This is a genomic window from Photorhabdus namnaonensis (assembly GCF_001684335.1).
GTDB classification, from domain to species: Bacteria; Pseudomonadota; Gammaproteobacteria; order Enterobacterales; family Enterobacteriaceae; genus Photorhabdus; species Photorhabdus namnaonensis.
In genome coordinates this window covers 26,945-49,756 of sequence record NZ_LOIC01000034.1, presented here as the reverse complement: position 1 = coordinate 49,756, position 22,812 = coordinate 26,945, and the positions used below count along the sequence as shown (strand labels likewise).

Genomic DNA, 22,812 nt, shown 5'->3' with positions numbered 1-22,812 from the left:
AACTCTACCCACTCACACATTAATTATTTTAATAATTATAGCGACAACACCGCTTTCGTTTCTTTTTTCCAATAAATCCAACTCTATTCTGATAACTCAAGTTCAACCAAAAAATACAACGTTTTTAACTTCGAGCGGTATAACGCCCGGTAAAAATTTCAAACAATTAACACCGTGATAATAATCACATTTTAAGAATAAATGATTTTTTATTATCAATTACAGAATGCTCTCTTAGGAAAACAATATGAAAATCAATCTCAACAGTATGGTCACTGAAAGCCGCAATCCCGCCAGTGCCAATATTGATACTTTACCAACCCTTGAAATGCTAAAACTGATTAATAATGAAGATAAAAAGGTCGCACTGGCTGTAGAGCAAACTTTGCCGAAAATCGCTGAAACGGTAGATAAAATTGCCGAAGCTTTCCATCAGGGAGGCCGTTTAATTTATATCGGTGCCGGGACATCGGGCCGATTAGGGATTTTGGACGCCAGTGAGTGTCCGCCTACTTATGGCGCCAAACCGGAACAAGTGGTTGGATTAATTGCCGGCGGGCATCAGGCCATCCTAAGCGCCGTTGAAAATGCAGAAGATAACCAACAACTGGGCGTAAATGATCTTCAAGCGCTAAACTTTAATGCAAAAGATGTATTGGTTGGCATTGCCGCCAGCGGCCGTACACCTTATGTCTTGGGTGCGATGGCGTATGCGAAATCCGTCGGCGCCACCGTTGCCTGCATTAGCTGTAACCCGGAAAGCCCGATGACACAAGCAGCCGATATCGCCATTACACCGATAGTGGGGCCGGAAATTGTCACAGGTTCATCACGTATGAAAGCCGGTACCGCACAAAAGTTAATTCTGAATATGTTGACCACCGGCGCCATGATTCGTATAGGCAAAGTTTATAGCAACCTGATGGTGGACGTAGAAGCGACGAATGCCAAGCTGGTTGAAAGGCAGAAAAATATCGTTATGGCCGCCACAGAATGCAATCGTGAACAAGCGGAGCAGGCACTGGCTGAATGTGATGGACATTGTAAAACCGCCATTGTGATGATTCTGGCTGGAGTCAGCGCTCAACAAGCAAAGGCTTTACTGGAAAAACATCACGGTTTTATTCGACCGACGATCTCAGCCGTTCGGTAACGATTTCCTTGCTGAGAAGGAGTAATAAGATGGCTAAAATTAATCAGACAGTCATTGCTCAGATCCTTAAAGCTATCGGCAATGCAAATAATGTGGCGCAATGCGGTAACTGTATGACCCGTCTGCGATTGACATTGCATGATAATACTCTGGTGGATAAAACCGCGTTAAAACAGATCCCGAATGTGTTAGGTATTGTCGAAAGCGACAATCAGTTTCAGATTGTGCTTGGGCCGGGAAAAGCCCAAGCAGCGGCTGAAATAATGAATGAATTGCTAAATTTTTCTCCTCCTACAGAACAATCGAAACCGAGCGGCACTGATTTAACCAATATTGCTTCTGCGAATAAAAAGCAACTTAAAGAGAAACAGGTAAGCTCGGTACATAAATTCCTGACCAAGTTCGCTACCATTTTTACCCCACTGATCCCCGGTTTTATTGCCGTTGGCTTGCTTCTCGGCTTTGCCACTTTACTCGAACAGATAGCTATTCAAGGCGTTAAACACCCTAATACTGTTTTGGTTGAAATCATCGGCTATATGAAAGTTTTCAGTAAAGGCATGTTCAGCTTTCTGAGTATTCTGATCGGTTATAACGCGCAAAAAGCATTTGGCGGATCGGGAATAAATGGCGCCATTATCGCTTCGCTGTTTGTACTCAGCTATAACCCAGACGCCACCAGCGGTTTCTATTCCGGTATTTCCACTTTCTTTGGTTATGGCATCGATCCACGCGGCAATATTATCGGCGTTCTTATCGCCGCTATTCTGGGAGCATGGGTAGAACGGCAGGTTCGTAAGATTATTCCAGACAATCTGGATATGATCCTTACCTCGGCTATTACGCTGCTAATCGTGGGAGCAATCACCTTTATTATTATCATGCCATTGGGGAGTTATCTGTTTAGCGGCATGTCATGGCTATTCCTTCACCTTAACGGTAATCCTTTTGGTACGGCGATATTGGCCGGGCTATTTTTACTCGCGGTTATGTTTGGTGTTCACCAAGGGTTTGTTCCCGTCTATTTCGCACTGATGGACGCACAAGGCTTTAATTCTCTGTTCCCAATCCTGGCAATGGCAGGCGGCGGACAGGTTGGTGCGGCGCTGGCGCTGTACATCAAGGCGAAAAAAGATTCTCTGCTACGCACGCAGATAAAAGGCGCCATTATTCCAGGCTTTCTTGGCATCGGCGAACCCTTGATTTATGGCGTCACACTCCCACGGATTAAACCTTTTATCACCGCCTGTTTGGGCGGCGGCGCCGGTGGTTTTTTTATCGGTTTGGTGGCTTATTTGGGATTACCTGTTGGGCTGAATACGGTTTTTGGCCCATCTGGATTAGTAGCACTACCACTGATGACCTCAAACAGTGGTATTTTTGTCGGAATGGCCGTGTATGCCGCCGGGCTAGTGATTGCTTATATCAGTGGCTTTGTTATGACTTTGCTATTTGGCAGTAAAAATGTCGATTTAACCTGATGATAGTGAATGACTCTCTTTATTGGCTTTATAAAAATAACGCGGTTTGTCACCCAGAATCGTTGCTCGGTGCATAATCCTGCGCTGAGGCAGATAATCCGCGTTGGCGTAATGTTGAGTCACCCGGTTATCCCAGATAGCGATGTCATTCTCCTGCCAGCGCCAACGCACCTGAAATTCAGGTTTTGTAACATGGGCAAATAGAAAGTTCAAAATCGCTTCACTCTCCTTATCACTGAGACCAACAATCCGGGTAGTGAAACCTTCATTAACAAACAGCGCTGAACGACCAGAAACGGGATGTGTTCTGACAACCGGATGTAGCAAAGGCGGGTTTTTCTCTTTACCCGCTAACCAGCGCTGATGTTGCTCTTTAGAACTTCGATGTCGATGTTCAGGAAAAGACTTAGTGAAATCATGCTCAGCCTCAAGCCCTATCAGCAATGTTTTGAAAGGCTCTGACAATGCTTCGAACGCAGCGATACCGCTGCACCACAGCGTATCTCCACCAAACGGCGGGACTTTTTTAGCCGCTAGAATGGCCCCCATCGGTGGTGTTTCAATGAAAGTCACATCCGTATGCCAGTTATCATTATCCGGCGGATTGTTGTCATGAGTATCCAAAACAATAATCTCTTCACTTTCTGGTGTATGAGGGTAAACCGGGTGAATATGTAAATCACCAAATTGACCGGCCAAATCACGTTGCTGTATTGGCGTAATAGGTTGATTACGAAAGAATAATACCTGATGCTTCAGCAGTGCGTGATACAGTTGCTCAAACTGAATATCCGTCATCGGTTTAGTGAGATTCGTCTGTTCCACAAGCGCGCCAATATAAGGTCCTAACGGGACGATTTTCAGACGTTCATTCATGATTGTTTACCCCATGCCACGGCATTAAGTGACGTTGAATAGCCCGCAATCCCAGCTCTAAGCCACATGCAATCAACGCAATGACAATGATTCCCGCCACCACCATGTCAGTTGCCAGAAACTCACCCGCCGATTGCACCATAAAGCCTAACCCTTGTGTGGCGGCAATCAGTTCCGCGGCCACTAGAGTCGACCAGCCAACACCAAGCCCGATACGCAGACCGGTCAACAGCTCCGGCAAAGCATTAGGAAGAATAACGTGTTTCAGTAGTTGCCAGCGACTAGCGCCCAACGCCTGTGCCGCCCTTATTCGCACTTGCCCAACATTTTGTACCCCCACCACGGTAGATAACGTCACCGGCGCAAAAATGGCTAGCCAGATCAGTAAAACCTTTGAGGTTTCTCCGATTCCAAACCAGATGACAATCAAAGGTAAATACGCTAACGGCGGGACAGGTCGGTACAGCTCAATCAAAGGGTCCATCACCGCTCGGATTTTTTCATTCAGCCCCATTGCTATTCCTACCGGAATAGCAATAGCTACCGCGGCTAATAAAGCCAGTAACATTCGGCTCAAACTGGCTGCCAAATGTTGCCATAACGTCGCCCCCATAAACCCTTGTTCACTCGCTGCGGTTATTAATTGATGTACCACCTGACCCGGCGCCGGCAATAATACGGATTCAATCCAGCCGAATGTTGTCACTAGCCACCAGATAAATAATAAAGTAACAACGGTAACTAATCGCCATAGCACCCCGACAGGAATTGGTTTAAAACGTCTTTTACTATTTTTCAGCAGAGCCACCACACCGGCTTCCTGTTCCTGATAAAGAGTCATACCAAAGCCCTCCGGTATCTGAACACGCGTTCCAACACATATTCACGGCAGATAATAAAATCGGGATCAGATTTAATGCTGCGGCTACATTCTCCATCTGCAAATCGTTGGCCAAAGTCGAGGGTAATCCGTTCAACAATTCTTCCCGGTGAAGATTCCATCAAATAGAGATCAGTTGCCATAAATATGGCTTCTTCAATATCGTGAGTAATCAACAGACACTGTTTTTTACTGTCACGCCAGATAGTCAGCAAAAGTTCCTGCATCTGTTCTCTGGTATAAGCATCAAGCGCTGCAAACGGTTCATCTAACAGTAATAGTTGAGGTTCAACCGCCAATGCACGCGCAATCCCCACCCGCTGTCGCTGGCCGCCAGACAGTTGCCAAACATATTTATCTTCGTAATCACTCAAACCAACTTGATGAATGATCTGCCGAGCGGTCTCCAATCTCTGTTTTTTAGTCACACCGGCAAATTTCAGCCCCAAAGCCACGTTATCCAGTACCTTCAACCACGGCATCAATCCTTCATGTTGAAACACCACACCACGCTCTACACCGGGGCCAGTTACCGGTTTACCATTCAGCCAAATATCACCGGAGAAAGGGGTGAGAAAACCCGCAATCAGATTCAACAAGGTTGTTTTGCCACAGCCGGATGGCCCAAGGATCACCACAAATTGCCCGGCGGTAATATCAAAACTGATATCACGAAGAACTTCTTGGTCCTGATATCTGGCGGTTAAGCCACTAATTTGTAGCATCGTTCCCTCCAGCCATTGTTGATGAAACGATCGCCTTGATAAATTTATCTGTCACATAATCCTGATAATTATCAGCAACCTGTGAAACTTTACCCTGTTGTTGCAGAAACTTGGCCGTATCACGAATCACTTTCGCCATTTCTGACTTTAATAAACTCAACTGCTGATCAGCGTTCAGATAACGATTGGTGAGTATCCATCGACTGATTTTGTCTTCCGACAAGCCACTCAGTCTCGATACCGCAGCAATATTCCTGTTATTTGCCAGCCATGTTTCAGGAGAAGTCAGATAGCGCTGATTTTCATCCAGTACACTTTTCACGAATATGGTGACCCATTCAGGATGTTGTTCCGCGAAATCATTACGGACAACCCATACGTCCAGCGTTGGCGCTCCCCATTGGGCAATTTGCGCTGCATCGGTCAGCACGCGGCCTGTTGCAGCTAATTCATTCACGGCCGGTAACCAGACAAAAGCACCATCAATATCACCGCGCTTCCATGCGGCAACAATCGCCGGTGGTTGTAGGTTAATAATCTGGATCAGCTTTGGATCTATCTGCCAGTGATGCAATGCGGCTAATAGGCTGTAGTGGGCGGTAGAAATGAAAGGAACAGCAATTCGCTTGCCGATAAGCTGAGAAGGCTCAGTGATTTTTTGATTAACAATCAGTGCTTCCGATTGCCCCAACTGGGAAGCAATGAGAAAAATCTTCACCGGTAGTTTTTGGCTGGCAGCAACCGCTAACGGACTGGAACCCATATTGCCTATCTGCACGTCACCAGAAGCTAACGCTCGCAACACAGCGGAACCACTGTCAAATTTTCGCCATTGAACATCAGCACCCGATTGCCGGGCAAAATCGCCGTTATACTGAGCAACTTTTGCCGGCTCTGGTGAAGTTTGATAAGCAATCGTTACTTGCTGACTGTTCGCCTGAACAGCGGGAGCCAATAGCAAGAGCGCCAGAAAAAAAAGATAAACCACAAGAGCGGATCTACCCACTTAAACACCTCCAATGCCATAAAAAGACGAGGTACATCAGAATAAGTGTTGTAGATATTTGCCAAAGTAAAAAAGAATAAAATAGTATTTTCTATAAGTGACTGCTCCCCGCCGTAAAAAACGGCGAGGCTTCCCACTTCTCAGGCCGCCACCGTCTTTATGACGGATTTACGCTGGCCTCCGTGGGCAGAAACGACGAGTCCCGCCGCCTGTAATTCTGTTATGCCCTTGCGCTGGATGTTGAGCGCCGCATTGATATCGCGGTCATGTTCGACTCGACAGAAAGGGCATGGCCAGATCCGCTTACGCAGCGGCATTTCTGGCACTTTGTGACCGCAGCAATGGCAGGTTTTCGAACTGGCGAACCACTGATCCAGTTTGACCAGATGAACGCCCGCCGCTGCGGCTTTATATTCCAGTTTCTTGACGAAGCCATGCCAGCCCGCATCCCCGATAGCGCGGGCAAGGTGGTGATTCTTCATCATGTTAGCCGATTTCAGCGTCTCAACAATGATCGCTTGGTTTTCGTCAACTATTGTCCGAGAGAGTTTGTGTTGAAAATCGGCGCGGGCATGGGCTACCCGTTCATGGACGGCCGCCAGACGTAATCGGGCCTTGCCGCGGTTAGCGCTGCCCTGTTGTTTGCGGGACAGTGATTTCTGCTTACGACGCAGGTTACGGGCGGCGTTGATAAGGTGACGCGGGTTATTGACCTTCTCCCCGGTCGACTGAATAAGATAATGGGATAACCCCATATCACACCCGGTCACGCGGGTGATAACGTCCGGCTTTTCCGGCGCCTCTTTGCCATCGTCACACAGGATAGCGGCGAAATATTTTCCCGTGGCGGTGCGAGAGAGCGTAATGCTCTTCACTTTCCCTTCAATTTTTCTGTGTATGCGGGCCTTTATCGGTGACAATTTCGGGATTTTTACTGCGCCCTCCAGCACTTTCACCCCAACACAGTGATAGCTGGATTGCTTGCCCTGTTTACGTTTGAATGTGGGAAGTTGGGCGCGCAACTTTGGATTGAAGAAATTATCAAACGCGGTATGCAGATTGATCACCGCCTGCTGTAATGCAATGGCGTCATATGCCCTGAGCCAGGCATACTTGCGGGATTGCTTCGCGACCGCCAGGAGCGGTTTGAGGTCTTTGCGCGGATGTAAACTTACGCCGTGATGTTTGTAGACATGCTTTTTGATGTGCAGCGCCTTGTTGTACGCAAAACGGACCGCGCCGAACTGGCCGTTAAGATACCCGGCCTGTTCGGGTGTAGGGTAGATGCGGACTTTGGTCGCTCTTAACATATTCAGCGCTCATTGATAAAGTACATTGATTTTAGCCTGTTTTACCGGCAGATATCAATCCAGTCAGGAGACGTCGGAGTTGCCAGCCCTAAAGCCCTCTGGGCTTTTCGCCTTATATCCCCGCCCGCACTGAGGATGTCGCAAAAGTTAACCCTTATCAGCTAATATCAGTTAAGCTCTGGGTTAATATTCCAAACGAGACCTTCTATGACTCAATTCCTACGGCAACTGACACCTTCCGTTCATACCGGGCGTCAGTTTGTCACCGCTCAGCACCTAACTGTACTGGAAGGAGTTCTTTCCCTCCATGACTATTTGAAGCAAGTGGGGAAACGCGCGGCATTTATTGTCTCCGATATCCTTGATGAGCAGGATTTGGCCCCTTTCGAACGCGATTACACCTCATCCGTATTACATCACAGTCAATCCGGTGTTTCCTGTCTGGCGGGGGACGGAACCGTGATAGAAGCGGCGTGTTCTCACTATAACCTCCTGACTCAGGAAGCGATTTTGCGAGAAAAAAAGCTTTAACTACCACCCCCGCCAATCCCCAAGAAGCAGATAAAATCAGGGTTGTCAGTCCCAATAACAGGCAATCAATCTCTATGGGTTTATTGTCAATGCCGGCCTTTTGCGACACCCTCGCACTGGGCAAGGGTTTACGGCGGATTTTGCTAAAAACGCAATTAACTGTCTGAATTACCCAAGCCAAATCAATGGCACGCAAGTTGCCGTTAATATGCCCATCATGATATTGAAAATAAACCAAGCATTACGACTACGGAGTAACGTCCCTATCAGCGAACCAAAACCCGCCCACACCATGCCGCACAAGACATTAATAAACATCACCGCAATGCTGATCACAATGATGGAATAGAGGTAGTGATCACCGGCAATACTGTAGCTGCCAACAGCTCCCAACCCCATCAGCCAGGCTTTCGGATTTAAAAACTGCAATAACCAACCTTGGTACCACCTAACCGGCTTGATAACAGCGCTGTCTTTGGTATCCAGACGCCGGTAACTGGCCGTTGCTGTTTTCCATGCTAACCATAGCAAATAGAGGCTACCTGCAATTTTCATAACCGTGTGAATAGCAGGGTAGACCAACAGCAATGCCGCTATTCCGAAAGCAGCCAGATATAAAATCGTCTGCATGCCCAGAACAACGCCAAGGAGCAACCCCAAAGAGCGGATAAAACCGAAGTTAGCGCCCGATGAAGTCAGCAACATGTTGTTCGGACCCGGCGTAATGGCAGAAATAAACAAAAAAGTCGTTAATGAAAAAATCAGGCTTGCTGTCATGAAGAGTTATCTTTCATCCTGAATATTGGCGTTTCCCTTTCACAGAAAATATCAGTATGTTATTCACCATACAAGATAACTAATCAATTTAACTCGAAACCATTATGACTGATATCTTTCGACCTCTAACCGGAGCCAGTAATCCGCATGTGCAGACACTCCTCCCGCGTCTGGTGCGGCGGTATCCTGAACTGCAACCATATTGGCAACGACTTAATTTACCGGATAACGATTTTGTTGATCTGGCGTGGAGTGAAGATCCCGCCACCGCAGCACATAAACCACGGCTGATCCTGTTTCATGGTCTGGAAGGCAGTTTCCACAGCCCTTATGCCCACGGTTTGCTTCATATCTGCCAAGAGAAAGGCTGGCTTGGGGTTGTCATGCATTTCCGCGGATGCAGTGGTGAACCAAACCGCCAAAAGCGTCTCTATCATTCCGGCGAAACAAGCGATGCCCGCTATTTTCTGAGCTGGTTAAAACAGACCTACGGTGATGCACCCACCTCAGCCGTCGGTTATTCAGTCGGCGGTAATATGCTGGCCTGCTATCTGGCGGAAGAAAAAACAAACGCCCAGATCAATGCCGCCGTCATTGTTTCCGCCCCTTTGATGCTGGCAGCCTGTTCCTTTCGGATAGAAAAAGGATTTTCTCAGGTTTATGAACGTTATTTACTTAATAGCCTGAAACGTAATGCCACTCGTAAATTGTTACGCTACCCCGGTTCCCTCCCCATCAATCTGTCTCAGGTAAAAAGATTGAAACATATTCGAGAATTTGATGAAATTATAACCGCAAGAATCCACGGCTTTAAAAATGCGGCGGACTACTACCGCCAGTGCAGTGCTCTGCCGCGTCTGCCTGATATTACTGTGCCACTGCTGATTATTCATGCTAAAGACGATCCCTTTATGACACCGGAAGTTGTTCCTGATCTCAAAATGTTACCCAAAAATATTGAATACCAAATGACAGAATATGGTGGACATGTGGGCTTTGTCAGTGGTTCGTTGAAGAAACCACAAATGTGGCTGGAACAACGCATCCCAAATTGGCTGTCATCTTATCTGGAGCAACCACAATGATTATTCCGTGGCAACAATTGCAGCCAGAAACTCTGCTAAATTTGATAGAGAGTTTCATCCTGCGGGAAGGTACTGATTATGGCGAAGATGAAAAATCTCTGGAGCAAAAAGTCACTGACATACGCCGTCAGTTGGAACAGGGAGATGTTATGCTGGTGTGGTCTGAACTGCATGAAAGTATCAATATTGTGCCAAAAGAGATGTTCCATTCTTAATATTATGGAGTTTACTGTATGTCCGCCAAACATCCGATTATCGCAATTACCGGCTCCAGCGGCGCCGGAACCACCACCACCAGCTTAGCTTTCCGCAAGATTTTCCAGCAACTTGACATCAGTGCGGCACAGATAGAGGGAGATAGTTTCCACCGCTACACCCGCCCTGAAATGGATGCCGCAATCCGTAAAGCCAAAGAGCAAGGCAGGCATATCAGTTATTTTGGGCCGGAAGCCAATGATTTCGGCATGCTGGAAAAAACCATGATTGATTATGGTGAAACTGGTGAAGGCCGCCGTCGGAAGTACCTTCATACCTATGACGATGCCGTCCCTTACAACCAGCTCCCCGGTACATTTACGCCGTGGGAATCTTTACCCAAGCAGACTGATGTGCTGTTTTATGAAGGTCTGCACGGCGGCGTTGTCACACCGCAACATAACGTTGCCAGTCATGTTGATTTGCTAGTGGGAGTCGTGCCGATTGTCAACCTTGAATGGATACAGAAACTTATCCGCGATACCGGAGAACGAGGGCACTCGCAGGAAGCCGTGATGGATTCTGTCGTGCGTTCTATGGATGATTATATCAACTACATTACGCCACAATTCTCGCGAACACATATCAACTTTCAACGTGTTCCCACCGTTGATACATCCAATCCATTTTCAGCTAAAGCCATTCCATCATTGGATGAAAGTTTTATTGTCATCCGCTTCCGTGATCTGACTCAAATTGATTTCCCATACTTGTTAGCCATGTTACAAGGCTCATTCGTTTCAAGCATTAATACCATCGTGGTTCCCGGCGGAAAAATGGGATTAGCAATGGAGCTAATTATGACGCCATTGGTACAGCGACTGCTGGAAGGGGGAAAAATTAGTTAATCAGCGCCTGAGATAAATCGAGAAAATCCGGCACTTAAAGTTTACCTCTTATATTATTCAGTTAAAAAAACAGGTAACTGAGATATTAGTTACCTGTTGTTATTTTCTAATCAAGAAATAATTTTTCAAGCTATATCTTTAATTTCAAAACTGTGGGTAATTTCAACTGATTTCCCCAACATCAATGAAACAGAGCAATATTTTTCCGCAGACAACATGACTGCACGTTCAACCGCTTTATCTGTCAAATCCTTACCCGTAACAATAAAATGCAGATTAATATGAGTAAACAAGCGTGGCGCCTCTTCACGACGGTGGGAAGTTAATTTTACTTCACAATCTCTTATGTCGTACCTGCCTTTCTGCAAAATAGAAACTACATCAATCGTACTGCAACCACCGGCTGCCATTAATACCATTTCCATTGGGCTTGGCGCCTTATCGCCGGCATTACCATCCATCATGACCTGATGACCGGAAGATGACTCCCCCAAAAGAGACAATCCTTCAACCCATTTTACCCGCGCTTGCATAAATACCTCTTAAGTCGTTCTTTGCATCCAAGCCTACTCTTTCAGTATTAAACTGGCAATCTAATGAGCGGTTTATTATGCTGAAACAATACAAGACAAGACAGAAGCCTTTTCCTGTGTTAAAAACAGAAGCGGGCCAGGTATATAGGTTAAGCTCAATACGTAAGGTTCAAATTTCAGATAACCTATATAAAACCCTTATCTGTCGGTTTTTCAACAAACTAATATGTTAAGCTAGTGTCTTTATAAGCCAGCCTGACGAGAAACTTTTAGATTCTCGTGTTATTTAGGCAGCGATAACAACAGAGGATGAAACGAATGGTTCTCGGCAAGCCACAAACAGACCCGACTCTTGAATGGTTTTTGTCACACTGCCATATTCATAAATATCCATCTAAAAGTACGCTTATTCATCAAGGCGAAAAAGCAGAGACGCTTTACTACATCGTAAAAGGCTCTGTTGCGGTTTTGATTAAAGATGAAGAAGGCAAAGAGATGATCCTCTCCTATTTAAATCAGGGAGATTTCATTGGTGAACTTGGATTATTTGAAGAGGGGCAAGAGCGTACAGCCTGGGTACGGGCCAAAAGCGCCTGTGAAGTGGCTGAAATCTCCTATAAAAAATTCCGTCAACTGATTCAGGTAAACCCGGATATTTTGATGCGTTTATCTGCCCAAATGGCAAACCGTTTGCAAACCACTTCTGAGAAAGTCGGTAATTTAGCTTTCCTGGATGTTACCGGCCGGATTGCCCAAACTTTATTGAATCTGGCGAAACAACCAGATGCAATGACCCACCCGGACGGAATGCAAATCAAAATCACGCGTCAGGAAATTGGTCAGATTGTCGGCTGTTCCCGCGAAACGGTTGGTCGTATTCTGAAAATGTTAGAAGACCAAAACTTGATCTCCGCACACGGTAAAACTATTGTCGTTTACGGTACACGTTAACGCTTGATTAATCAGCGCATAATCCTGCGCTGATTTTTCTTGTACTTAATTACACCAACTGATTAATTGCCTGTTCCAGCCGTTCCATGCCCTGAGCAATCTCTTCTTCACTGATAATCAATGAAGGAGTGAAACGCAATACATCACCGCCGGCACTCAACAACATCAAGCCATTGTCAGCCGCTAGTTGCAGAATATCTTTAGCTTTCCCCTGATACGGCGCTTTGAGTTCTGCACCAATCAGCAGGCCTTTTCCTCGAATTTCACCAAATATCGAATATTTTTGATTGATATCATTCAGAAAATTCACCATCAAATTATGGCGTTTTTCAACTCCCTCCAGAACTGTTGGTGTATTAATAATATCAAAAGCCACATTTGCAACTGCACAAGCCAACGGATTACCGCCATAAGTTGTACCGTGAGTTCCCGGCGTCATCGCTGAAGCAATATTCTCTGTCGTCAGCATAGCGCTGATAGGAAAGCCATTTCCCAATGCTTTTGCTGTGGTAATGATGTCCGGCGTAACATCATAATGCATATAAGAAAATAGTTTACCGGTACGTCCCATCCCACTTTGCACTTCATCAAACACCAACAATACCTGATGTTTATCACAAAGCTCACGCAATCCACGAATAAATGCCGGTGCTGCCGGCGTAACTCCCCCTTCTCCCTGAACAGGCTCCAATACAACAGCACAAGTATGGTCATCTATGACGGCTTTCACTGCGTTTAAATCATTAAAAGGCACATGAATAATATCCGCGGGTTTTGGCCCAAAACCATCAGCATATTTCGGCTGACCACCCACAGAGACGGTAAATAAGGTGCGACCATGAAAACCCTGATGAAATGCGATAATTTTGGTTTTATAGGGGCTGTGACGAGTAATTGCATAGTGGCGAGCCAGTTTAAATGCCGCTTCATTCGCTTCCGCGCCTGAATTGGCAAAAAATACCCGTTCAGCAAAAGTGGCATCAATCAGTTTCCGCGCCAGAATCAAAGCCGGTTCATTGGTGAAAATATTACTGATATGCCAAAGTTTCTCCCCTTGCTGCTTCAAGACATCCACTAACGCAGGATGACAATGACCCAAAGCCACAACAGCAATCCCACCCGCAAAATCAATATACTCTTTCCCTTGTTGATCCCATACACGGCTACCTTGCCCTCTCACCGGAATAAACTGCGCCGGTGAATAAATTGGCAACATAACGTGATCGTATGTGTTTCTATCTACTGCGGCATGCCCCTTCATTTTCCCACCCGTTTTTATATATACGCCATTCAGAAGTGAAAATATAATCACTGAATATGCATAAAAAATCGAAGATGGGCAAATGAAAAAGGTGGATAAATGAAGAAATTATCGGTATCTGGTTAATATCTCAGAAAGTTGCTCAGTAATTGGTGACCTTGCTCACTGAGAATACTTTCAGGATGAAACTGCACACCTTCCAATGGTAGCGTGCGATGACGAATGCCCATAATTTCATCGACGTCACCGTTATGCTGGCTCCATGCGGTGACTTCAAATGAGGCAGGTAATGTCTCTGCGGCAATCACCAATGAATGGTAACGCGTCGCGGTTAATGGCCGGTTAAGCCCTTTGAACACACCTTGCTGATTATGGTGAATAGCCGAAGTTTTTCCATGCATCACTTCCCTGGCTTTTACCACGCTGGCGCCAAACGCCTGTCCAATTGCCTGATGCCCAAGGCAAACACCAAGAATCGGCAATTTATCCGAAAAATGAGAAATCGCCGCCAGAGAAATTCCTGCTTCATTTGGGGTACAAGGACCAGGGGAAATCACCAAATGAGTAGGCATCAATCTCTCAATATCTTCAAGTTGCAATTCATCATTGCGCTTAACTAAAACATCTGTACCCAATTCACAAAAATATTGATATAAGTTATATGTAAAAGAATCATAGTTATCTATTATTAGTAACATAGGAGTCAATCCTACTCATTTTTATCGCTGTATTTGTTGCCCTGCCACTCCTGCAATTTGTTTATCCTGCACAACATGGCTCCAGGTAAAACGGCCTCGCGACAACGGGGCGGCTATCATAGCACATCAATATTTGTAGCATAGTATAACAAAATCGATGGCTATTTTTTCCTCAACCAACTTACTCTCATACCCTACAAAACATAGGCTCTATTTTGATATTCAATAAGTAAAGGTAATTGTTATGAAGACAAAACTGATTATAGCATCTCTTTTTTTACTGTCCTTCTCCACGCTAGCTGTTACCAAAACCGCTAACATTTTCTTCCCGGAAAAAGGGGTGGTTTGTGATAAAAAAGGAAAATATTGCTCTGATCAACAAGGGGTATCGCTAAAATTAACCGAAAAGTATTTAGGGAAAAAAGCGGTAGAGCGCCTGAAAAAAGAGTTTGGTGATGGGAAAGATATTGACTTTTCATCTTACACTTTAAGTAATGGGGTACACTGTGAGAGTAAAGAGAAAAAATGTTACAAAGACAGATATTATCCACAAACCGAAGTGAATAAAGAATTTACCCAAAAGATGTATGAATAACGGCGGAACTGGCCTTCATTTAATGCGGGCCAGTTTTTCAATCTGATGAGAGTTAACTAGAAACTCTATACCCCAATCAAGATAATAAAATTAAGGAATAATCTCCGCAGACAGAATAACGACAGGCTTAACCGGTACATTCTGATATGGACCAACGTTTCCCGTTTTGACTTGAGAGATTTTATCCACAACATCCATGCCTTTTACGACCTTACCAAAGACTGCATAACCAAAGTCACGCTGTCCATGATCAAGAAAAGCATTGTCTGCTACATTAATAAAAAATTGGCTGGTAGCACTGTCTTTATCGGCGGTACGCGCCATAGAGATAGTTCCGCGTAAATTACGCAGTCCATTATCCGCCTCATTTTTAATAGCGGCTTTAGTCGCTTTCTGCTGTAAATCTTTGGTAAAACCGCCACCCTGCACCATAAATCCAGGGATTACCCGATGGAAGATTGTATTGTTGTAATAACCCTCATTGACGTATTCAATAAAGTTCTTCGTTGTAATTGGCGCTTTCTGGTCATTTAATTCCAGTTCAATATTACCCTCCGTTGTGGTCAGCTTCACATGGGTTTCTCCCGCAGCCAAAGCCAGAGGCGCCATTGCGCTCAGAGAACATGCAGTTACAAGTGCTACTAAAATACGTTTCAACATTCTGGGTTCCTATATTATTAAGGTCAACAACACAAATTAAATCAATTCTAATAATCTCTTCAACATCGTGCTCAATATTTACCTACCTTTACGCTATCAATCGACGGAGGCTTTGAAGAAAAATTCATCCTTCCAATAATAGGTTAGATTTTATTTCACAAACCGGGTCACCATCGGTAACAAAATAGCAAGCTCGGTTCAACCCATTAGAAATATGTCATTATTTTTAATCCTGTCAACCAACAGTGGCTATCGGTATAATCCCCTTTGCCATATATTCAGCGCATTTCTCAGGGAGATAATCATTTTGACCATCAAAAACCACAACTATCATATGACCCGTTTTATCACGAGCGCACCTGATATTCGCCATCTGCCTCAAGATATGGGCATTGAAGTCGCGTTTGCCGGTCGTTCAAATGCAGGTAAATCTAGCGCTCTGAATGCTCTGACAAAACAGAAAAGCCTCGCTCGTACCAGTAAAACCCCTGGCCGAACTCAACTCATCAATTTATTCGAAGTAGAAGAAGGTATTCGCCTGGTTGACTTACCGGGTTATGGCTATGCCGAAGTGCCGGAAGAGATGAAGCGCAAATGGCAAAAAGCATTGGGTGAATATCTACAAAAACGTGAATGCCTGATCGGACTGGTCGTGCTGATGGATATCCGCCACCCATTGAAAGATCTTGATCAGCAAATGATCCAATGGGCAGTCGCAATGCAGGTGCCGGTTATGGTGTTGTTGACTAAAGCCGACAAATTGGCATCCGGCGCCCGTAAAAGTCAACTGAATAAAGTTCGTGACGCCCTATTGGCGCTTAATGGGGATATTCAAGTGGAATATTTCTCGACCCCGAAAAAAATCGGTATCGATAAACTACAACAAAAACTGGATATATGGTTCAGCCAGAACGCCGTCCCTGTTGAAAACCATAGTTAATTCATCCTTTCTTTATACACTTACGTGTTAAATTCAGTTGAAAAAAATGCCCCAGTCAGAATTGACTGGGGCAGCTAATATTCAGCTAAATCCGATTACGTGAAGTAAAAGGTCTGAAAGATAGAACATCTTACCTCTGTACCCTACGCCAATAACTCTACCCTATTTTATTTCTTAGAAAAAGCCTTTTTGTAATTTATTTTCAGCAATTATCTCGATTCAGCTGGGATTTTTGTTCATTTTATCGCCATAAAATGTAGTTTAATTACATATTTATGCGATTTGGATCTAATATGCATTACATGGACAACAAATCAGTACTAATGAGTACATAAAATATTACATTAGTTATGTTGACTTTACAGCAACACATGAACTTAAAACCGTCCAGTAACCTTTTCACATTACACTTATCTACCTCTAGGTCAGTAATATTGCTAAATGGAAAAACAAAAATTGCTCTGTTTCATCCACAACTGAAACCATTTTTTAATGTCATCACTGAGATAGTGAACAAAAAAATGTAAAATTCTTATTACAAGAATACATATCCAAACAACTATATGATAACTACCCCTTTCATTCTGCAATTGCTCAGCTACAAGATATCGGTTGAAGAAGGAGAAGCCATAAGCATAAAGACCAGAATTGAAATTGGATCACATAGAACCACAGATATTCCGAGATAATATCAGGGTAAGAACATGTGAGGATGACTCAAAAGAAGAAATTTATATGATTTATCTGATCCTTAGTTGCCATGCAAAAAACAAAAAAGTCATTATTAACGATGAATTCGAAACTTATACGTAGGCAGGAAAGATGATTTATATAAATATTATTTAAATGAATAAACTAAAATAACGTTAAAATAAAAAAGTCTAATTTAGAAACAACCGTTATATCTTCCAAGCCGGAAGACTAGGGAAACACGAAGAATCAGAATATAACTTGATTTTTTTCAAAAACTTAAATAAATACCAAACATAATATCACAGCTCATGAGAGCTTTATTTTGCAAAAATATATAAGCCATATAATCATCTGATAGCTTTTTCCTATTACACTTTTTTGCATTAATACATTAATATTTTTTAATTAAAGTAGTCATCTAACTTACCCACAAGGGATAGGTTTCACTGCACAAACTCCCTATGGGCAAAGGTAAATCCGATATAGCCTTATCAGGAGAGTAATATGAACCAACATGATAACTCATCACCGAACACGAGTAATGATAATAACTCTTCTTTAGGAAGATATGCATTTGAAGATAATTGGAAAAAATATTCATCGAAAAACAATAACAGCTCTACTGTATCTACTAGCATCCTAGCAACTGCCATACTATTGAAAAATGGCAGTGTCATCGCCTGGGGGGATATAATGTCTGGCGGCTATGTTCCGCCTGAAATTGCTCAACTACGGGATATCGTCAGCCTGAGTTCAACCCTTTATGCTTTCGCAGCGCTACGGACGGACCGTAGCGTAGTTGTCTGGGGAAATAAGAGTGTCGGTGGCCTGCTCCCACCCGAAATTGCCCAACTAAAAGATATCGTCAGCCTGAGTTCAACAACTTTTGCTTTCGCCGCGCTACGGGCAGACCGTAGCGTAGTTGCTTGGGGACGTGATAGGTACGGCAGTCAGATACCACCCGAAATTGCCCAACTAAAAGATATCGTCAGCCTGAGTTCAACAGGGGAGGCATTTGCAGCGCTGCGGGCGGACCGTAGTATGGTTGCTTGGGGAAATGATAGGTACGGCGGTCAGATACCACCCGAAATTGCCCAACTAAAAGATATCGTCAGCCTAAGTTCAATTCTTGAGTATTTTGCAGCGCTACGGGCAGACCGTAGCGTGGTTATTTGGGGAGGAGCAGGTTACAGACCAATTCCCGAAGTTACCCAACTAAAAGATATCACCAGCCTGAGTTCAACAGGGCAGACATTTGCAGCGCTACGGGCGGACCGTAGCGTGGCTGTTTGGGGAAATATAATTCCACCAGAAATTGCTAAGCTGAACGATATTGTCAGTCTAAGTTCAACAAATCAAGCATTCGCGGCGCTACGAGCAGATCGTAGCGTGGTTACTTGGGGAATTCCGGATCATACTAGCCGTATCCCACCCGATATTGCCCAACTACAGGATATTGTCAGCTTGAGTTCAACCGTCTATGCTTTCGCAGCTTTGCGGGCGAATCGTAGCATAGTTTTCTGGGAAGATTCGAATAAAGATAAGCAATTACGAATTCCATACGAGATTTCCCAATTACAAGATATCGTCAGCCTGAGTTCAACCCTTTATGCTTTCGCAGCGCTGCGAGCAAACGGTAGTGTAGTCGCCTGGGGACACGGACAACATGGTGGTTATGTTCCCCCCGAGATCGCAAAATTAAAAGATATTGTCAGTCTGAATTCAACAGCCACTGCTTTTTCAGCTTTGCGGGTAGACGGCCGGAGAGTCGGCTGGGGCGGAGGAGATCTTTTAGAACATGGAGAATATAACTAGCTGGCTATTAGACATTATTTTTTCATCACAAATAAGAAAACCATTAACATCCCTAAACGAAAGCTGCACCCCAACTTAGCCCGTAAGGGTAAACAAGTTTCACGACAACAAGCTCCCTATGGGTAAAGGTAAATCCGATACGACCTTATCAGGAGAGTAATATGAATCAACCTAATGATTTCTCACCAGATATAAATACTGATGATAGTTTTATAAAACAATACTGTAAATCTGCAAGATATAGTAATGATAGTAACATTGATCATAATAATAGCTATATTGTCACCAATGAAAGAGTAACCGCCATGTTATTACAAAATGGCAGTGTAATCACTTGGGAAAGCCCCTTTTACTGGTGGGACGGTGACAATCATGGCAGCCTAATCCCCCCTGAGATTATTGCATTACGAGATATCACCAGCTTGAGTGCAACTAACCGTGCATTCGCAGTGCTACGGGCAAATCATAGCGTGGTTGCTTGGGGAGATGAGAATTATGGTGGTCAGCTCCCACCTGAAATTGCCCAACTACAAGATATCGTCAACCTGAGTTCAACACGTGGAGCATTCGCAGCTCTGCGGGAAGACCGCAGTGTGGCTTCTTGGGGAGATCTTTATTTAGGAGGAAGAATGCCATCCGAAATTGCCAAATTGAAAGATATTATCAGCCTGAGTGCAACACAATTGGCATTTATAGCCATACGGGAAAATGGCAAGAGAGTAGCTTGGGGAGGCGGTGACACTAGAGCACATGGTGACTATGATTAGCAGAGCTATTAAACATTACCATTTATTGTGAACAGTTCAAAAAAGGCTGAGCCAAATACACAGCTCAGCCATCACTGTTAATTCAAAATATCAATGCGCCTGATCCCAATTGTCACCAATACCTACATCTACTTTCAGTGGAACATCAAGCACCATACTCTTCTCCATCAATTCACGGATTTTCTGTTCTGCATTTTCAAGTTCTGATTCATGAACTTCAAATACCAGCTCATCGTGAACCTGCATAATCATACGAACTTTCGGTTCTTCACTGATAATCCAGTCATCCACCGCAATCATCGCTTTTTTGATGATATCCGCCGCAGTTCCCTGCATCGGCGCGTTAATAGCTTCACGCTCTGCTGCCTTACGGCGCATGGCATTGCGAGATTTGATATCTGACAGATAAAGACGACGACCATCCAGCGTTTCAACGTAACCCTGCTCTTCCGCTTGTTTACGAGTACGCTCCATATACGCCAAGACGCCCGGATAGCGTTCAAAATAGAGATCCATATAGCGCTGAGCTTCACCACGTGGAATGCCCAACTGACGGGAAAGACCAAATGCGCTCATACCGTAAATCAAACCAAAGTTAATCGCTTTGGCACTACGGCGCTGCTCACTGGTTACCTGTTCTAGTGGCAAACCAAAGACTTCCGCCGCCGTTGCCCGATGAATGTCTTGCCCCTCAGCAAAAGCCTTCAACAACCCTTGATCTTGAGACAAATGAGCCATTATCCGCAACTCAATCTGAGAATAGTCAGCAGCCATAATCCGGTAACTTTCAGGCGCCACAAACGCCTGACGAATGCGGCGGCCCTCTTCATTACGGACAGGAATATTTTGCAAATTAGGATCACGTGAAGAGAGACGCCCAGTTGCCGTTACCGCTTGGTGATAGGAAGTATGCACCCGTTTGGTCAGCGGATGGACCATCTGTGGTAATTTATCGGTGTAAGTGGATTTCAATTTTGCCAGCCCACGATGCTCCAAGATCACTTTCGGCAACACATGATTATCCGCTAACTCTTCCAGCACTTCTTCATTGGTGGATGGCGCACCGCCCGGCGTTTTCTTTACCACCGGCAATTGCAGTTTTTCAAACAATATCGTCTGTAATTGTTTTGGCGAAGCCAGATTGAAAACCTCACCTGCCAATTCATGCGCTTCTTTTTCCAACTCATCCAGACGAGCAGTGATCTCTTTTGAATGCTCAGCCAAAATATTTGCATCAATTAGCACCCCTGTACGTTCCATACGGGAAAGCACCATGACCAATGGCATTTCTGTATTCAGGAATACCTTCTCTAGCGTCGGCGCTTGCTCCAATTGCGGCCACATAGCTTGATGCAGCAATAAAGTAACATCTGCATCTTCTGCGGCGTACATTGCAGCCTGCTCCACCGGGACCTGATTAAAAGTAAGCTGATTTTTACCTTTACCGGCAATCTCTTCAAAAGTCGTAGTCTTATGATTCAAATGGCGTTCAGCCAAGCTATCCATATCATGCCGCCCCATGCCTGCAACGCTATTAAGTACGTAAGATTCCAGCATGGTATCGTAAGCAATGCCTTGCAGTTCAATGCCGTGACTCGCCAACACGCCACGATCAAACTTAATATTCTGACCAATTTTCAGCAGGTTACTATCTTCAAGCAGCGGTTTTAATGCAGCCAGCACAACTTCTCTGTCAAGTTGTTCCGGCGCGCCCAGATAGTCATGGCCTAGAGGTAGATAAGCCGCATCGCCGGCAGAAATTGCGAATGACATCCCCACCAGATTAGCAGTCAAAGTATCAAGGCTGTCAGTTTCGGTATCAAAAGCAAAAACCGGTGCTTTTTTCAGCTTCTCAAGCCACTCATCAAAGCTTTGCTGATCAAGAATAGTCTGATAATTATCAGAAGAGAGTGTGGCCGCAACAGATTTATCCTCCGTCGGCGATGATTCATCATTGCCAGTGGATACCGGTTTTTTGCCTTTCTCTGCCAGCCAATCGCCGTTTGCCACATCACTTAACCAACGTTTGAACTCATAACGGGAAAACAACTGATGCAGTTTCTCCGTATCAAGCTCTTTAACTGACAAAGCAACGCAGGTTTTATCCAACTCAACATCGGTTTTGATAGTTGCCAATTTATAGGAGAGATAAGCGACATCTTTATGCTGCTCCATCTTATCCGCCAGCGTTTTCGCCCCACGGAAACTGAGCCCGGCAATTTTATCCAGATTAGCAAAGATATCATCCATGCCACCAATCCCTTGCAGTAATCCCAGCGCGGTTTTTTCTCCTACGCCAGGTACGCCAGGAATGTTGTCAGAAGAGTCTCCCATTAATGCTAGAAAATCGATAATCAAATCTGGCGGCACACCATACTTTTCAACGACTTCTTCCGGCCCCAAAATGGTGTTATTCATGGTATTGATAAGCGTGATATTTGGCGTTACCAGTTGCGCCATATCTTTATCGCCAGTGCTGATAAGTACCGCACGCCCCTCTTTTTCTGCCTGTAACGCCAAAGTCCCGATAACATCATCAGCTTCTACTCCTGGCACCACCAGCAATGGCAACCCCATAGCTTCAACCATCTGATGTAGCGGTTCTATCTGAGTACGCAGATCATCCGGCATAGGAGGACGATGAGACTTATACTCAGCGAACAATTCATCACGAAAAGTTTTGCCCTTAGCATCAAATACCACCGCTACATGGCTTGGTTTGTACTGCATTATCAAGCTGCGTAGCATATTCAATACACCATACATAGCTCCGGTCGGCTCTCCTGCGCTATTCATCAGCGGAGGGAAAGCATGATAAGCACGATAAAGGTATGAGGAGCCATCAACCAAAATCAGGGGATTGTCTGCTATCTGAGCCATAAATCTTCTTCATTATCTGTATCTATTACGGGTGTGATAAGGATAATAGGATGCCACAGCAAGAAGTAGGAAACGAATTTTATGTGAATTTT

Annotated in this window: 23 protein-coding genes; 11 read left to right on the top strand and 12 right to left on the bottom strand. The window is 44.7% G+C overall.

Features of this window, described 5'->3' with window-relative positions:
- The first annotated feature begins 247 nt into the window (after window positions 1-247).
- Window positions 248-1,153 carry an N-acetylmuramic acid 6-phosphate etherase gene (murQ, locus tag Phpb_RS06695; RefSeq protein ID WP_065389687.1) on the top strand — a complete coding sequence of 302 codons (906 nt, stop codon included), beginning with the start codon at window positions 248-250 and terminating at the stop codon, window positions 1,151-1,153.
- A 29-nt stretch (window positions 1,154-1,182) separates the two neighbouring features.
- The gene (gene murP / locus Phpb_RS06690; RefSeq protein WP_065389686.1) at window positions 1,183-2,634 is read left to right on the top strand and encodes a PTS N-acetylmuramic acid transporter subunit IIBC; all 1,452 of its coding nucleotides are present in this window, start codon (window positions 1,183-1,185) and stop codon (window positions 2,632-2,634) included.
- Here the strand turns inward: murP and tauD are convergent.
- The 5 genes from tauD to Phpb_RS06665 form a co-directional block, all read right to left on the bottom strand.
- Complete coding sequence (gene tauD, locus Phpb_RS06685) at window positions 2,626-3,510, bottom strand: taurine dioxygenase (protein ID WP_065389685.1); 885 nt, start codon at window positions 3,508-3,510, stop codon at window positions 2,626-2,628. The two genes, murP and tauD, sit on opposite strands and share 9 nt — an antisense overlap.
- Window positions 3,503-4,351, bottom strand: a complete 849-nt coding sequence (gene tauC / locus Phpb_RS06680; RefSeq protein WP_065389684.1) for a taurine ABC transporter permease TauC — start codon at window positions 4,349-4,351, stop codon at window positions 3,503-3,505. The genes tauD and tauC overlap by 8 nt, the downstream gene beginning before the upstream one ends.
- Window positions 4,348-5,115, bottom strand: a complete 768-nt coding sequence (gene tauB / locus Phpb_RS06675; protein ID WP_065389683.1) for a taurine ABC transporter ATP-binding subunit — start codon at window positions 5,113-5,115, stop codon at window positions 4,348-4,350. Before tauB ends, tauC begins: the two co-directional genes overlap by 4 nt.
- Window positions 5,102-6,121, bottom strand: coding sequence for a taurine ABC transporter substrate-binding protein (tauA, locus tag Phpb_RS06670; RefSeq protein WP_065389682.1), 1,020 nt, complete (start codon window positions 6,119-6,121; stop codon window positions 5,102-5,104). Before tauA ends, tauB begins: the two co-directional genes overlap by 14 nt.
- Before the next feature lie 140 nt (window positions 6,122-6,261).
- On the bottom strand, window positions 6,262-7,431 hold the full coding sequence (locus Phpb_RS06665) for an RNA-guided endonuclease InsQ/TnpB family protein (RefSeq protein WP_065389681.1): 1,170 nt from the start codon (window positions 7,429-7,431) through the stop codon (window positions 6,262-6,264).
- A gap of 207 nt (window positions 7,432-7,638) precedes the next feature.
- Between Phpb_RS06665 and Phpb_RS26630 the strand changes: the two genes are divergently transcribed.
- Complete coding sequence (locus Phpb_RS26630; RefSeq protein ID WP_065389680.1) at window positions 7,639-7,962, top strand: hypothetical protein; 324 nt, start codon at window positions 7,639-7,641, stop codon at window positions 7,960-7,962.
- Between the two features lie 168 nt (window positions 7,963-8,130).
- Here Phpb_RS26630 and Phpb_RS06655 read toward each other — a convergent pair whose 3' ends face one another.
- Window positions 8,131-8,739: a LysE family translocator gene (locus Phpb_RS06655; protein ID WP_065389679.1), complete on the bottom strand. Its 609-nt coding sequence runs from the start codon at window positions 8,737-8,739 to the stop codon at window positions 8,131-8,133.
- 104 nt (window positions 8,740-8,843) lie between these two features.
- Between Phpb_RS06655 and Phpb_RS06650 the strand changes: the two genes are divergently transcribed.
- The 3 genes from Phpb_RS06650 to Phpb_RS06640 are packed head-to-tail and all read left to right on the top strand — an operon-like array spanning window position 8,844 to window position 10,927.
- Window positions 8,844-9,824 carry a hydrolase gene (locus tag Phpb_RS06650; protein WP_065389678.1) on the top strand — a complete coding sequence of 327 codons (981 nt, stop codon included), beginning with the start codon at window positions 8,844-8,846 and terminating at the stop codon, window positions 9,822-9,824.
- On the top strand, window positions 9,821-10,039 hold the full coding sequence (locus Phpb_RS06645) for a YheU family protein (protein WP_065389677.1): 219 nt from the start codon (window positions 9,821-9,823) through the stop codon (window positions 10,037-10,039). The genes Phpb_RS06650 and Phpb_RS06645 overlap by 4 nt, the downstream gene beginning before the upstream one ends.
- 18 nt (window positions 10,040-10,057) lie before the next feature.
- Window positions 10,058-10,927, top strand: coding sequence for a phosphoribulokinase (locus Phpb_RS06640; protein ID WP_065389676.1), 870 nt, complete (start codon window positions 10,058-10,060; stop codon window positions 10,925-10,927).
- A gap of 125 nt (window positions 10,928-11,052) precedes the next feature.
- Here the strand turns inward: Phpb_RS06640 and Phpb_RS06635 are convergent, their stop codons facing one another.
- Complete coding sequence (locus Phpb_RS06635) at window positions 11,053-11,460, bottom strand: OsmC family protein (protein ID WP_065389675.1); 408 nt, start codon at window positions 11,458-11,460, stop codon at window positions 11,053-11,055.
- A gap of 318 nt (window positions 11,461-11,778) precedes the next feature.
- Here Phpb_RS06635 and crp point away from each other — a divergent pair, with 318 nt between their 5' ends.
- Window positions 11,779-12,411 (top strand): cAMP-activated global transcriptional regulator CRP, encoded by a 633-nt coding sequence (crp, locus tag Phpb_RS06630; protein WP_010848517.1) that lies wholly within the window; start codon window positions 11,779-11,781, stop codon window positions 12,409-12,411.
- Window positions 12,412-12,460: 49 nt separating this feature from the next.
- Here the strand turns inward: crp and argD are convergent, their stop codons facing one another.
- Window positions 12,461-13,672 (bottom strand): bifunctional acetylornithine/succinyldiaminopimelate transaminase, encoded by a 1,212-nt coding sequence (gene argD, locus Phpb_RS06625; protein ID WP_065389674.1) that lies wholly within the window; start codon window positions 13,670-13,672, stop codon window positions 12,461-12,463.
- 122 nt (window positions 13,673-13,794) lie between these two features.
- A complete protein-coding gene (locus Phpb_RS06620) occupies window positions 13,795-14,370 on the bottom strand; it encodes an aminodeoxychorismate synthase component II (RefSeq protein WP_036813465.1) in 576 nt (191 codons plus the stop codon).
- A 244-nt stretch (window positions 14,371-14,614) separates the two neighbouring features.
- Between Phpb_RS06620 and Phpb_RS06615 the strand changes: the two genes are divergently transcribed.
- Entirely contained in the window at window positions 14,615-14,965 is a 351-nt protein-coding gene (locus Phpb_RS06615) for a YcgJ family protein (protein ID WP_065389673.1), read from the top strand.
- Window positions 14,966-15,055: 90 nt separating this feature from the next.
- Here the strand turns inward: Phpb_RS06615 and ppiA are convergent, their stop codons facing one another.
- Complete coding sequence (ppiA, locus tag Phpb_RS06610; protein WP_065389672.1) at window positions 15,056-15,625, bottom strand: peptidylprolyl isomerase A; 570 nt, start codon at window positions 15,623-15,625, stop codon at window positions 15,056-15,058.
- Between the two features lie 307 nt (window positions 15,626-15,932).
- Between ppiA and yihA the strand changes: the two genes are divergently transcribed.
- A complete protein-coding gene (gene yihA / locus Phpb_RS06605; RefSeq protein WP_065389671.1) occupies window positions 15,933-16,565 on the top strand; it encodes a ribosome biogenesis GTP-binding protein YihA/YsxC in 633 nt (210 codons plus the stop codon).
- Window positions 16,566-16,646: 81 nt separating this feature from the next.
- Here yihA and spfP read toward each other — a convergent pair whose 3' ends face one another.
- The gene (spfP, locus tag Phpb_RS27655) at window positions 16,647-16,694 is read right to left on the bottom strand and encodes a small protein SpfP (RefSeq protein ID WP_438361642.1); all 48 of its coding nucleotides are present in this window, start codon (window positions 16,692-16,694) and stop codon (window positions 16,647-16,649) included.
- Window positions 16,695-17,762: 1,068 nt separating this feature from the next.
- Here spfP and Phpb_RS06600 point away from each other — a divergent pair.
- Both Phpb_RS06600 and Phpb_RS06595 read left to right on the top strand, forming a co-directional pair.
- A complete protein-coding gene (locus Phpb_RS06600) occupies window positions 17,763-19,073 on the top strand; it encodes an RCC1 domain-containing protein (protein ID WP_065389670.1) in 1,311 nt (436 codons plus the stop codon).
- A gap of 161 nt (window positions 19,074-19,234) precedes the next feature.
- Entirely contained in the window at window positions 19,235-19,840 is a 606-nt protein-coding gene (locus tag Phpb_RS06595; protein ID WP_065389669.1) for an RCC1 domain-containing protein, read from the top strand.
- A 90-nt stretch (window positions 19,841-19,930) separates the two neighbouring features.
- Here the strand turns inward: Phpb_RS06595 and polA are convergent, their stop codons facing one another.
- The gene (gene polA / locus Phpb_RS06590) at window positions 19,931-22,720 is read right to left on the bottom strand and encodes a DNA polymerase I (RefSeq protein ID WP_065389668.1); all 2,790 of its coding nucleotides are present in this window, start codon (window positions 22,718-22,720) and stop codon (window positions 19,931-19,933) included.
- Window positions 22,721-22,812: the final 92 nt, after the last annotated feature.